Source organism: Bacteroides sp. OM08-11 (genome assembly GCF_003438665.1).
In the GTDB taxonomy this organism is placed as follows: Bacteria; Bacteroidota; Bacteroidia; order Bacteroidales; family Bacteroidaceae; genus Bacteroides; species Bacteroides cutis.
Genome location: NZ_QSTJ01000005.1, coordinates 83,799 through 96,958, shown reverse-complemented (window position 1 = coordinate 96,958; position 13,160 = coordinate 83,799). Strand labels below are relative to the sequence as shown.

Genomic DNA, 13,160 nt, shown 5'->3' with positions numbered 1-13,160 from the left:
GTTTCCTACTATTCGCTCTTAATACTGTTTATAGGATTTTCATAAATAATAGTAATCTCCTTACTATGACGGCGTACTTCATCGTTGATATACCCTAACAAACCCATTAATGTAATCAAATATATTGAAAAACTCGCCAGTAATACAGCATTACGAAAACGGCGAACATCGGCATACTGTTCATCCAATATACTTGCCAAAGGGGTAAACGCTACATAATCAGACGGAAATATTTCCTCCATCTTATGGTTCAACGCAATTTGATTTTGCATAAATTATAATACTTTGATAATCAATAGTAATATATAGGTAAACAATCCATGCGCAACAAATTTGCAACAAACAAATGGAGAAATATTGTTCTTACGGTAGAACATAGGAATTAACAACATGGAAGTTCATTACCATTATGAATAGGGAGGCGACAAGTCTCTACTTACCTAAATCATTGATTTAGGCATGGAATTTCGTTTCTTTCCACGGAACAACAACCCGGAAGTTGTGCAATTTCAAATATTTGTGCTACCTTTGCAACTGAATTAAGCAATGTAATCGTTTCAATGAATACAGTGACATACAAGATGCCTTGCGGAATTTTGGAGACTGAATCGCAGACAATCAAATCCGGTCAGGATAAAAGGGATTGGACGCAATACTCACGAGCTATTGCCGCCCTTATGTCAAAGCGGATGTTGGAACTCGGCTTGACACAGAAAATGCTTGCCGAGAAAATGAACTGCACCCAGCAATATATATCCAAGATGCTGAAAGGACAAAAGAATATGTCGTTGGAAACTATATGTAAGATAGAAAACACATTGGGCATCGAAATTATCAAAGGTCTGAACGAAAACGAGCAATAAAGCAGGACTATGGCCGGCGATGGAGAGGTCTGTGGCGGTATATAGCTCAAAAGCCGGGCGGTATTTTGCTTCCGTCTCCGGCTTGCAGTCTCTTGTGCGATTACAGGGGTGTACGGTCATGGCTGAGTCGGTTGCTTTATTGATACCGGACGAATACCGAAACCGTCTGTATTATAGAAATCCTCATAAGGGGCTATCAGGTTCAGCCCATCTCCGCCTCGATTTTTCCAACCGTCATCACCTGTACCCTGAATATCGTTGCGGTGGTATTTCAAATGGTAAGAACGGGTCACACCATTCGCGCCATTGAACCATACATAACCTTCATATTCTCCACTCGCCTGCGGATATTTAACGACTGCGGCTTTGTCATCATAATCACGATAACCTGTGATCGGGAAAGTGATGGATTGAATTTTCCGTGTGTCCGTATAAAGTTCCAAAACCTGTCTGTTTACCGAGATGTCTGTTGAGTAATAATCTTGCGGCATATTGCTCTCAAGTACATCATACCAATCGTAAGGGAACTTAGCAGATTGCCCGTGAGTCGTAAATCCGGTGAAAACAGATTTATCGCCTACCTGATATCCCGGTGGGCAGGGGTCATAGACCGTCTTGCCACCGGCATTCGACCATAGGTCTGTGGGTGATTCATTAGTACTATAAAAACCTTGTGTAAAATCAGTTGGTACATTAGGTTGTCGCGGTGCGTTATGCCATTTGTCAGGGTTCTTGACAAGCACATCAAGGCACTCCTTGGTGTGTTTTCGGTTTATGTTATTCAAAAATTCTTTCGGTTCATTATAAAGACGGGGAGGGTTATAATCACTCCATTCATAATACTTGATAGACTTAGTTCCGTCATAAGTCCATCTGGGTTTGTTTCCAAAAGCCAAATTTGATCCGACAAACGGGTCCTTACGCCCCCACTGGTAGTAAGGATGGTCGCCACGGGGAAGGACAAAATGAGGATACTGTTCAATAGTCCTGATTATCTCGTGCTCTCCTACCTTGAATTTTATATCACACTTGCGACGTTTATAATACTTTATCGCCTTGCCTCCCGAACACCATCCGAGATTGACAGGCATGACATCAAATGCTTCCTCTTCATGGTTGAGAATCCGGATGTCCTTCTCGAAATCTTCAAAACCGAAACGGGTAGCCCAAATGTGCCAGCTCCAGATAGCTTTTGTGCTTCCGCTTTTCCCGTATATCTTACCTCGGTCTATATCGACATAATCATCTTCCTTAGCACTATTGTCAATCAAGGCTATCACGGCATTTCCTTCCTGTATGTTACTTATGTGGAATTTTATTCCGCCATTACCGCCAAAAAGAGTAGAATCATATTTTATCTCACTTGGTATGATAAGATTTTCGGCATCCTGCCATATAAGTTTCACACTGACATCGGAGAGACTCACATTATTATCTTTAATATAAGGTGCAGAAATTTTATTCTTAAGATGGTTTACCATGTGTGATGATGAATATGCCATCGCGTTTGTACTTTCACCTGTGATTGCATTTCCATACACGAGAGGGAAGCAATACCAGCCGGAAGCCCCCACCATATAGCAGTTAGCGGTATTCTCCACAGAGCTTCCTCCATCTTTGCTGGAAAGATTATACGGGGAGCCTTCAGTACCTTTGCTTGCAGCAGGAAACAAGTTATTGATAGTGGATTCAGTCGGATCTGTCATGGAGGCAACAAATGTATATGGCGTTTGTGACCTGTCATCGCTAAGAGTACCCTTGGTAAGTGTAAGCCATCCGGAGGTAGTGTTGTCTATATCCCACACCCCGACCTGCTCATTATATGAATAGTAAGTATAGCTGATTTCCGGCTCTATCCATTCTTTGTCCATGCCGTTCGTTGCATAGCTGGTCACCGTGATTACATTCTGATTATTGAAAGTATGACCGGCATTTGCCATATTAGCTTGATAGTCATTATCTGGCACAAAGAATTTGCCCTGATAGTTCACATCTTCGGGGTAGGTGACATCCAAATACTTCTCGACATACTCGATGTGCCAGTCTATGTCATTGCCATAGTCCTTGAAATTCATTGTAATCTTGTAATGGTGGTTACGGACTAAATCGAAATTATTTGTCGCATTATTCCCAAGCATGAAGCGGTAGATGATTTTACCCTCTGATTTATACTCAGGCCGATTGGCGACATAATATCCTTCCACTTCGAGGTAGGTGCCGTTATCAACCCCGTCTTTTGTCTTGGAGTCAATGATGCCGTCTCCGTTGGTGTCTTGAAGTTTGGATTTGTCTTCATGTGTACCTTGCATATTTTCATAGCAAGGAAGTGCTTTGGCATTGTCGTCATGGAAAGTTGCAATACTCTGCTCTTTCCATATATCCGATGGTGAGAATGCTTTTGTTTTTGTCACCGTAGGCCAGACGTTGTGGTCTTCACCCTCTCCGTAGGTAATGGAATAATCCGATGTGATGCAGGTAAGGTCATTCTCTCCGACGGCTGAGGAGGCTCCGAGAAGAGCACCGGATGTAATGTCTTTCAGCACGGCGTTTTTTATATATACAGTTACTCCCTCTTTCAGATTTGTTCCGTCGAAATCCACGGTTACTTTCGACACCGCCCTGCGTACCCAGGAATGCAGGCTGTTCCGGTCCGGAGTAATAGTAAGGAGAACATCCTCTTCAAAATTCTCATTACCGGGAACGGAACCTGTTTCCTTGTCATAGTCCTGCTGGAACACACCGAACATCTCAAGGTCATTCTCGATGTTGCCGTTCCAAACGAGTTTGAAATTTCTAAGGTCTTCGATGGATGTTACGCTCGTAAGATCACTTTTCTGGGTATCAGATATATTGGCAATGGCATAGACATAATAACGTCCTGCCCGTACTTTCTTTTTGAATGTAATATGTTCATGCGTAGAGCCTTCCGAGGGTGCGGGAGTGAAATCCACGTTTCCGCTGTATTCCGTTACGGGTTTCCTCTCGGAATCAAAGAAGAAAACATACAGGGACTTTATACCCTTGTATTTGCCTCCTTCAGGTGCTTCGGCACGTGTTTGTACTGCCGTCGGTACAAGTGGTTTGAAAATCACTTCGCCTTTGAATTCAACTTCTGCGTCAGGAATATCTACAGGTCCGTCTATAAAGTCATCCGTGCATCCGGCAAGTATGACAACCACCATAGCCAGAAATGCCAGTATGATTGAAAAATTGATGCTATATTTCTTATTATGCTGTGACATAATTGCTCATAAATTTTAAAGTGTCAAGTATGTTGCAAACTCATTCAAGGTATTGTACCCATTCTCCGAGTTTGTTTTTTCTCTTTGCATCTGTATCTCCTTCCGACCAGGGATAGCGGTTGCCGAGAACGTCAAACCAGTATTTCGGATATATTCCTTTCTCACCCCACCAGCGTGCTTTATTCCAGTCCAATCTGTCCCATTCGTACAGGATGTGACAACACTTCAAATTCAATCCTACATTCTGCAAAGCTGTGTAGATTGCTTGGGCATCAGCGTTTCCATTGGGATCTCCACCGGAATCGAGCCACACGCGTTGCTGTAATTTATTGAGATACATATCATTCCCGTATTTATATCCGGTTATACTTTCCGGAGTGAGAAGATATTTCTTCCGGGTCTCCTTTTCGAAAAAATGGTCAAGTTTTGCCGCTGTCCGTTCGTAATCCGCATACACAAGCAGATACTCCTTGTTGTTGATGGTCACAAACTTTCCCGGATTATCTTTTGGACCGAGATACAATGGAACCGCTGTCACGGGGTCGTAATAATTGCCATCATACCAACATTTGTTGCCATTTTCATCCTTTCCCACAACGTAGCCAGTGAAGTCCTCTTTGCCCAGACCGTAATCGGGCGTTACATTTACCGATGTGAACGGGATGACATCCACCACCATTTCCAGATTCTTGTACATGGTGATGTTCACCACGACATTCGTATTACGGAAAAGCGCCTTCAAGTTGGGCAGCTTGCGGACGAAAGGATCGGAGTTCCCGACTATATTGAGCGTCAAAGTGTATTCCTGCTCGCCGTCTGCCGCATCCGCCTTAGGGTTCTTGCTCTCGGGCAGATAGAATGCTTCCGATGCCGTGCCCGGTTTTATGTCATCAAGATTGTTTTCGTCAAACTCCGCCGCTGCCACAGTGACAGGAAAAGGGAATGTATATACCACTTGCTTATTCGCCTGTGCAGGCAGCCTGTAATCCTTCAACCAGCCGGCGGCTTCCGTAGTGGCATAATCGTCGTTCTCCGACGAGGTTTCGGAAACCTCTCTCAGCCAGTCTATCCAGCTTTTCCCGTTGAAAAGCTGCCGGTTCTGTTCGCTGTCATTGACATGCGCCATCAAGAAGTTCTTGTCAGCATGGCTCGCTATGGTAAAATTTCTCACGGTTACATTCTCTCCGCGCCAGTTCATGAAGTTCATCGTGAACTTGGTGGCGACACGCACCACGTAGAAAGTCTTTTCGACGACTCCTTTTTCTGGAATATCTATCTCGTACATGGACGACATCGGGATGGGGTTCCCGTCCGAATAATCCGGGGTGAAATAAAGGCCGTTCACGGTTTCTTCAAAGCCGGACGCTCCCTCGCCATAGCTATCGAAGAACGCGGACAACGTACTGTTTACACCCACTACGCCCTCCACCGCAGACTCGCTCTCCTCATTGGCGAAGAGGTATATCTTTTTCTTCTCATTGGGTGTCACCTTGAGCAGAATGAGGTTCTGCTCTTCCGCACCGTCCAAAGCATAGAACTTGTTGTGTTCCACCGTCCCGTCAGGATGCAGTATGATGACACGCACGCTGTACATCTTCTCGTTGTCGGGCAGCGTTGCCGTTGCCGCCCTCGTCAGCCCGATCGGCTCTATGTTCAAATATAGGGTAGCTTCCGAAATCTCCTCCGGCAAGGATTCTTCCTGACTGTTGCACGCCACCATAACCGGCAGCAGTGCCGCCAGGCAAATTACGATGTTATGTATAATGTTCGGTTTCATCAGTCAAATCCTTCTTTCCGGTTATTCAATTTCAACGTTGCTCAATACCACACGCCATGACAGGATCTGGATGACGCTGCTCACCCATCTGTGGTTCTCGTCGAGAAAGAGGGTCATCACACACTCGTCCAAACGGTCGAGGTACTCCCGCTCGTCCATCGGGTAACGGTATTCATTCTCGTAGTACTCTTTTCCCATCAGGGCGTAGTCTATCACCGGGATGCGAGCCACTTGCTTGCCGTCCTTGGTGTCAATGGCAAGTATCATTTTCTCGCGGTGCGTCTCTATCAGGCGCCCCACAGTGAAGTCGGCGACGACTCCTTTCACGTTGCTGATGACAGGGGTACCGTCCCTGCCAATGCCCGCCTCGACCTCCTGTATGTTCCACGGGCGGTAGTTGATGTTCTCGTCGGCAACCAGCTCGTTGTCGTGTGCCATCAGACCGTTCTCGTCATCAATGCGGAAGGTGAAGTCCGCTTTGTTCACATCCTCGCCCGAGAGGTGCTGCAGGATGACACGGACGTGGTTGGTGTTCTTCGTCAGGGGCATGGTGTACTCGTAACTGCCGCCGTCGTCGTTCACGGGCAGCGACACGTCCAGAGTGCCGTGGAAGAGGCGGTACAAGTGGGCTTCGCTGTAGGCTCCTGCCTCGTCGTGCCGACAGTTCAGGGCGCACTGCAACTGCTCCATGCGGGTCTCGCCAACACGAGCTTCAGGCACGGAGAAGGATTCTTCGCGTTCACCGTCATTCTGAAGTCCGCACCAGGCAAGCAAGTTGTAGTCATCGGCGGGAAGGTCGAGCAGCATCGAATAGTTTTCCGCTGTCGCAGGGTCTACCTGTTCCGCTTTTTGCCATACCAGTACACCCGAGGGGTCGAACGCATACACATGAACCGACGAGACCTCGTTGGCGAAGGCGTCCGCCCATTTCAGGTTCTTGTCGTAGCGGAACTTGAGGCGGTAGGTCACGGAACAGTCGCCTTCGTAGTCATAGACAAAACTGTCACATGACACAAAAGCGAACAATGGCAGTACCGCCATCGCCGTCACCCATGCTCGCAATGCCTTTCTCTTTATATAAGCCTTTATTTTCATGCCGTTTATATTCCTATATCTGTTTTATATATGTCGGTTGCGGGTTTTATCCCGCAAAGAATTTCCTTAACAAGTGGGAGTGCCTCCATATGGGACTCCATGGCCGCGCACCTCTCTTTGCACCGGTACGGAAGTGCTTTCTCATTACTATTTGAGGACGGGGAGAGAGTTCCTTTGGGGGGTCCCTCCCCGTCCGATGATTTGTTTATCAGTCTTTCATCATGCCTGTATGTCATCCGCATACGCGGGTATCACACATCTCCACCATTTTTTACCAATCGAGTACCACATTGCTGTTAACTACGCGCCAAGAGAGGATGTTGATACGGGCTGCGATGAATGTGTCGTCGGATTCATCCGGTTTTTCGGGATAGATGACTTCTTCCGGATCATACACCGGCGTGCCGAGACCTGCCAGTTTAGTGATTGTTGCGTCATAAATATGGTTACGCACAACACCTATCTTGTTGCCAAAGTGATTGATGTCAAAGTAGTAATAGGTATAACCGTTTTTCCATACTTTTGCAGAGCCGAGCTTCTTCAGTTGCTCATTGGCGGCTGCGGCGGTAATGGCAGTAGCATTTTCGGCGTTTGAGGCATACCATTTACCATCCTCATCGGTTGCCAGCTGGACGTATGATTTGTAACGGCCCGGCTCGGTAATATCCGGTTTGCCGTCTGCAGTACTTGTTTCACCAGCTGCGGTAGCAGTTTTTACTGTCAGTTCTTCCGGAGTAATCTTGACGAATTTTATTGCTCCATCCACGGTTTCCTTTTTATAGAGACCGCAGTTGTTTGCGAACAGGTCCTTCAGGCCGTCGATAGTAGTTCTTGTCGAACCGTACTCGGCAAATTCGAGTGCGTTGCCGTCTTTATCAACAAGCTGGGCTGAAATAATAACCTTGGTGGGTGTTGAAGCATCACCGCCCGTCGATGTTGTGATGTCGGAAGCGTATGGCGATGCGTTTTCGTTTACATAAACCCAGTCTTTTCCGTCAAATTTTGTCTTGGCCTGAGCCTGGAACTTGTTGCCGTCAATTTGTTTCGATTCTGTATCCGGAACAAAAGCACCATACTCGTAACTTACATTGTTTGCATTGATTGCCCAAAAGCAACGGCAGTAGTCCGACCAGTTCCACGGAGTAGCACCGGCACCGAACAGAGTGGCGCTCCATCCCGGATTGATTTCTTTAACAAGACGGGATCTGTTGGAAACGGCGGTGGTATTCCAGCCGAGGAACTTGACATAGATTTCTTTCGTAACATTGTTTTCTGTCACTTCCTGTTTTTTTTCGTCAGTCGAAGTCTTGAAAATGTTGGTTGTGCCATCAAGTGGCGTCAGGGAACTGTTCAGGCGGACTTTTGCTACGGCACGCTCAACGTAAATTTCCACGGGGTCATTCAGAGCTTCGCCCGAGGTCTTCTTGATTTTACCTTCTACACTGACTGCCATTTGCTTTACGTTGTCCTTTGCATAGGTGGAATTGCTCATCAAGAATTTACCACTGGTGGTGTTTGCTTTAGCGTTGTGTGTTACAGTGGCAAGAGTTCCAAGGGTACGCTCAGAGCTCGCAGATTCTAACATAGGATTGATAATCGCAACAATTTGGGACGGGGCTTGATCTCCTTCAGGAGACTCGATAATCAACTGTGCTGTGAGGATTTTTTCCACATTAGGTGTATTATTTCCTTCCTCCGTGACGTTGGTCCACTCCAGATAGTTGACCATATCGTTACCGACTTTTTTTACGAAGGCAGCACTACCGTCTGCGTTGAAGAAGTAGAAGCGCACCTTCGTTACCTTGTTCTCCGCATCGAGACCTTCTTCGTATGTGGAATTGTTGTTAGGGTCACCTGTGTGCTGGTCACCGGCAGCACGGGTACCACGGGTTCCATTAGTCGGGTTGGTTACAAGGTTTACCGTCAGGAACTGAGGCTCGCCTAACTCACCGCCGTTGTTGCCGGGGGCGATGTCTTCCTCGCTGGAACAGCCAACGAACGCCAGTCCGGCGACCATTGACAAGAATAGAGATCTAATTCTCATGTTGTTAAAAATTAAAAATTATTACTAAGTTTTATCTCTTTCGCCTTTTGTTCAATTCATTCAGCGTGGCGGCTGCCTGTCCCAGACTCATGTCACGCGCCTTCTCCAGATATTGCCGTGCCGTTTCGTAATCCTCCTTGCGAATGGCAAGCGCGGCACGCGCATAGATCGCCTCGGCGGAGTCGCCCGCCTTGTCAAGATACCTGCGTGCCGCTCCGAAATCATCCCTGCGGATGGCAGCATTGGCGGCATTGAGGTTCGCAATCTCATCGTTGGGGAACATACGCACGGCCGTGTTAAAGACCTCGGTAAACTCGTCCGTACCGGGTTCATATTTTCCGGCAACAAGGTAAAACTCGTTCAGACTCAGCTTCTGCGGCTGCTCTTCCATAATACGGCGGATTTCGTCTGTCTCGCTGAACGTGCGGATGTTGTAGTCGATGCGGTAATCCGTATGGCGTAATGCCGGGTAGAAGTTCAGCAGCATGAAGCGGTACTCCTGCGGATAGGTACACTTGATTTTCGCTTCTTTGGCATCCGGTTCCATGTCGCTGTCTATCATCGCCAGAATCTCCGTGCGGTGGTCGATGTTTGACTGCTCCACATAGCGACGCAGGCCTGCCCAGTCCTCCGGCTCGTAATCGGTCTGGATAATGTTGTCTGCGAAGTGGTACAACTGGCCTATGTGTTTCTTGAGTGCGGCTGTACGCCCGATGGCAAGGTCGGTATTGTGTTTGTAGGGGCTTTCGGGCGAGGCAAAACCTTTCAGCCACACGGACGTAATGGTGATGTCCTTGTCATTACGCACGGAGTCGATGGTCGCCTGTATTTTGCCCAGCTCGACCGTGTTGCGGCGGTAGTCTGGATAGATTACCGTCTGGTCCACCGGAAAGTCGATGTATGCCGAACCGGACAGGGAACGGCTCTTCATGACTTCGGCCTTGGGCTGCACGAATACCAGTTCGGGGAAGAACGCCTCGCGGTGTCGTCCCAACAATCCATCGTATTCCGCCAATATCTCCTGACAGCAGCCCCAGTCGCTGCGGTGAAACTTGAGTGTGGCCCCGTCCATCCATTTCTCGTAGGGAATATGGTTGTCATACTCCAGTTGTTCCGGTTTGTTCGATGCCTTGTATGATTTTTCCGTCTCACCCGAAATGGTGCTGATTCCATTCCTTATATAATAGTAATATCTGCGGTGTCCGTAGATGCCTATCGACGGCAAGTCGATCGAATCCGTCCCATTGACCAATCGCGGGGTGAGCAGTATGGCACGGTTGGAGTTCACATCAAGCTCCGACAAATCTATACCCATCGTAACGGTCAGGTACTTGCCATTGCGATTCATGTTGAAGTTTTCAACGGATACACCGGGCAGAATGTCCTTTGTGTCCTGAGCCACCGCTTTAGTCATATCTGTCATGCCAAGCAGGGTTGCCAGTATGAATATCGTCCTTTTCATTTCACTGTAAATTAGAATAGATAAACCAAGTTAATGGCCGCTTTCGTGGGACCCACGTAGTGATGCGGCTTGTCCGTTTCAACCTTCTTTCCGCATCCTGTACACCGGAAACGGTCGTAACGGGTGTAGGAATAACCGATACCTATTTCCGTTTCCAGGTTCCAATGCCGGCCAAGTACAAAAGCGTAACCGTATGACACACCGCCTCCGATGAACCACCCCTGATAGCGGGTGTCCTTCAGTTTACGGAAGTCCGTTCCAAGAAAATTTACATTGAGATTGATGCCGCCGACATTATATTGTCCGCCATGCAAATAGGTTCCGAAATAGGAGCCACCAAAGCGGTCACATAGCCAATACCTGACTCCGGGCTGCACTGACCAATGCTTCCAGCGTTTGTCGTTTGAGATTGTCCACGCATTGAACTGGCCATCCACTTCCAGTGTCCACTTGGGAGCAAGACCTACCTCCAATCCTATATTGGGATTCAACGTAAAATCTGCCGCCAGATTGGTTTTCACACCCACCTTCTGCGCACAAAGTTCCTGCGAGACACAGGAGACGACTATCATAAATAATAAAAGCGCACGTTTCATTTCCTATTTATATTTATTTCAGTTTCACTCTTTATCCGCAACATCTCTCTATAAGAGAATGACTGCATGGAAAGAATTGCGTGATTTATAGGTGATAACCGTATCAAAACGGATGTTGCTTTCGAATTGTACAGTTGCTATGCTTAACAGAGTCTGTATAAATTAGCATTCTCTGTCGAAGAACAATTCCTGTTTATCAATCAGTTGAATCCTATTTCACGTATTCATATTTCTCTTATAGAGAGAATGAAGCTACTACCCAACAACTATATATTTTGAGAAGCACTTCTTTTAACCATGTTTCATACGTCTTTCAGGAACCACTCAAAGAAATTGACACCCAATCCTCTTTCGTTCCTATTTTGAGAAACGCGAGTGTGTCCCTGTAAACGTCTGCCCATTGATACATCTCCTTTTAAGAGAATTAGGGATTTTATTGTAGATTGATAATCAAGTGTTTTATATCATAAAAACAGTGTGAAAAGCCTAATATCGCTTGACATCTTTAGGTTTAGATGAAGAAAATCATCATATTACCGATTATTTTGTTTTCATTTGTTTGGCGGTTTCTTGCATTTTTCAGTACTTTTGTGGCATAAAATAATTCTCTTAAAAGGAGATTTAGGGATTTGCACAATAGATTTTTGTCCGATTTTACTTATCCGGCTGTATCAAACTGAAGCAGATTTTCATCCTATCATAGTCCTTACAGAGCCTTGAGTATCTGGCTGTTTGCCTTGTCAACGGCAGAAGTATCCAACGAAGCGAGATAGATGCGCGTGGTCTTTTCGGAATCGTGTCCCATCGCTTCACTGATGATTGGAAGCGGAATGTTCTTACTCCGGGCAATGGAAGCCCAACCGTGACGCGCCACGTATGTGGTCAACGGAATTGCCAATCCCAGTTGTTCGCCCAACTTCCTCAACTTGTCGTTGACCAAATGAGCCGCATTCTTGTACTGTCTTCGTGCATCCACTTCCATATTCTTGATAATAGGCAACAGATAGAGAGTGTCCGCGATGTCGTATTTGTCGATGATTTCCTGCATGGGTTTCTCCCATTTAATGGAGAGCTGCTGCCCGGTTTTTTGTCTGCGATAAGAGAGTATTCCGTTCTGAAGGTCTTTTTTCTTGAGAAATGCCATGTCAATGAATGACATTCCACGTGTGTAGAACGAGAACATGAAGACATCCCTTGCCAAATCGGTCGCCGGAGAAAGAGTCAAGTCCAAATCACGGATCTGACGGATAATATTCAGCGGAACAGCCCGCTTGACCGTCTTGTCGATACCCGTATAAACGTGTCTGAACGGAGAGCGTTGTACGGTCAGTTCCTTTTCGACGGCCCGGTTGTAGATGGCTCGCAAGCCACGCATATAATAGGATGTGGTATTGGGACACACCCCTGCCGCTTTCAGGAAGTTTTCATAGCGTACCATCAAATCGGAATCAACTTCATCGAGAAACACATCATTTTCGCCACAAAAACGCTCGAAACTTCTGGTGACAACCGTGTACCGTTCTGCAGTACGGGGTTTCCCGATCTGTCCCATCTGCCGGATAACTTCACGGGCAAAAGAAATGAAGCCCTTGCCCTCCGAAGGTGTGAGATAGCATTTCAGCACGTCTTCGGCAGTATAGTCCTCACCGGCACGCTCCAGACGTGCGATTATATTCCTGAACCGTTTGGTGTTCGCATACAAAATCTCTTTCAATGATGCAAGATAATTGCTGCGGCTATCCCCGATGCCGGGCGGAAAAACGATTTCCGCATGAGCGGAATCCCATTCACAGGGATATACCTTGTAACCGGTGTTAACTTGACGTGCTACACGTCCGTGAACCACTTGATAGAATAATGTGCCTTCTTTCGTTGAAATAGAAGATGCACGAAATTTAACTTTCATTGTTGCCATATATAATCGATTTAGTGTTTCCACTTATAAAAGATAAAGGAGACTGTAGCTAATGTGATGGCGATCAATCCGGCATATACAACTGTTATTTCGCTCAAAATCTCTGAATGGAGCAGTTTCATGTTTGCGAAAATGATAAGGGCAAAAAATGAATGGAAAATATAAA

The 13,160-nt window shown here is 46.5% G+C and carries 9 protein-coding genes; 1 reads left to right on the top strand and 8 read right to left on the bottom strand.

The features are described from left to right. Nucleotides 1–8: 8 nt before the first annotated feature. On the bottom strand, nucleotides 9–272 hold the full coding sequence (locus DXC10_RS10515; RefSeq protein ID WP_117737848.1) for a hypothetical protein: 264 nt from the start codon (nucleotides 270–272) through the stop codon (nucleotides 9–11). 288 nt (nucleotides 273–560) lie between these two features. Here DXC10_RS10515 and DXC10_RS10510 point away from each other — a divergent pair, with 288 nt between their 5' ends. Then, nucleotides 561–863, top strand: a complete 303-nt coding sequence (locus DXC10_RS10510) for a helix-turn-helix transcriptional regulator (protein WP_101542903.1) — start codon at nucleotides 561–563, stop codon at nucleotides 861–863. 116 nt (nucleotides 864–979) lie between these two features. On the opposite strand, the gene DXC10_RS10505 is transcribed toward DXC10_RS10510, so the two are convergent. From DXC10_RS10505 to DXC10_RS10475, 7 genes are all read right to left on the bottom strand, one after another. After that, nucleotides 980–4,105 carry a DUF4906 domain-containing protein gene (locus DXC10_RS10505; RefSeq protein WP_101542904.1) on the bottom strand — a complete coding sequence of 1,042 codons (3,126 nt, stop codon included), beginning with the start codon at nucleotides 4,103–4,105 and terminating at the stop codon, nucleotides 980–982. Nucleotides 4,106–4,145: 40 nt separating this feature from the next. Further along, nucleotides 4,146–5,882, bottom strand: a complete 1,737-nt coding sequence (locus tag DXC10_RS10500) for a hypothetical protein (protein ID WP_101542905.1) — start codon at nucleotides 5,880–5,882, stop codon at nucleotides 4,146–4,148. Between the two features lie 21 nt (nucleotides 5,883–5,903). Beyond that, on the bottom strand, nucleotides 5,904–6,977 hold the full coding sequence (locus DXC10_RS10495; RefSeq protein WP_117737847.1) for a FimB/Mfa2 family fimbrial subunit: 1,074 nt from the start codon (nucleotides 6,975–6,977) through the stop codon (nucleotides 5,904–5,906). A gap of 271 nt (nucleotides 6,978–7,248) precedes the next feature. Then, nucleotides 7,249–9,021: an Mfa1 family fimbria major subunit gene (locus DXC10_RS10490; protein ID WP_101542907.1), complete on the bottom strand. Its 1,773-nt coding sequence runs from the start codon at nucleotides 9,019–9,021 to the stop codon at nucleotides 7,249–7,251. Between the two features lie 31 nt (nucleotides 9,022–9,052). After that, nucleotides 9,053–10,483 carry a DUF3868 domain-containing protein gene (locus DXC10_RS10485; protein ID WP_101542908.1) on the bottom strand — a complete coding sequence of 477 codons (1,431 nt, stop codon included), beginning with the start codon at nucleotides 10,481–10,483 and terminating at the stop codon, nucleotides 9,053–9,055. An 11-nt stretch (nucleotides 10,484–10,494) separates the two neighbouring features. Further along, nucleotides 10,495–11,079 (bottom strand): DUF3575 domain-containing protein, encoded by a 585-nt coding sequence (locus DXC10_RS10480; protein WP_101542909.1) that lies wholly within the window; start codon nucleotides 11,077–11,079, stop codon nucleotides 10,495–10,497. Nucleotides 11,080–11,785: 706 nt separating this feature from the next. Next, nucleotides 11,786–12,994, bottom strand: coding sequence for a site-specific integrase (locus DXC10_RS10475; RefSeq protein ID WP_101542910.1), 1,209 nt, complete (start codon nucleotides 12,992–12,994; stop codon nucleotides 11,786–11,788). Nucleotides 12,995–13,160: the final 166 nt, after the last annotated feature.

What these genes read in the sequence shown, in the direction of transcription:
- DXC10_RS10515 (WP_117737848.1), bottom strand. Translation starts at nt 272, where the DNA reads ATGCAAAATCAAATTGCGTTGAACCATAAGATGGAGGAAATATTTCCG.
- DXC10_RS10510 (WP_101542903.1), top strand. Translation starts at nt 561, where the DNA reads ATGAATACAGTGACATACAAGATGCCTTGCGGAATTTTGGAGACTGAA.
- DXC10_RS10505 (WP_101542904.1), bottom strand. Translation starts at nt 4,105, where the DNA reads ATGTCACAGCATAATAAGAAATATAGCATCAATTTTTCAATCATACTG.
- DXC10_RS10500 (WP_101542905.1), bottom strand. Translation starts at nt 5,882, where the DNA reads ATGAAACCGAACATTATACATAACATCGTAATTTGCCTGGCGGCACTG.
- DXC10_RS10495 (WP_117737847.1), bottom strand. Translation starts at nt 6,977, where the DNA reads ATGAAAATAAAGGCTTATATAAAGAGAAAGGCATTGCGAGCATGGGTG.
- DXC10_RS10490 (WP_101542907.1), bottom strand. Translation starts at nt 9,021, where the DNA reads ATGAGAATTAGATCTCTATTCTTGTCAATGGTCGCCGGACTGGCGTTC.
- DXC10_RS10485 (WP_101542908.1), bottom strand. Translation starts at nt 10,483, where the DNA reads ATGAAAAGGACGATATTCATACTGGCAACCCTGCTTGGCATGACAGAT.
- DXC10_RS10480 (WP_101542909.1), bottom strand. Translation starts at nt 11,079, where the DNA reads ATGAAACGTGCGCTTTTATTATTTATGATAGTCGTCTCCTGTGTCTCG.
- DXC10_RS10475 (WP_101542910.1), bottom strand. Translation starts at nt 12,994, where the DNA reads ATGGCAACAATGAAAGTTAAATTTCGTGCATCTTCTATTTCAACGAAA.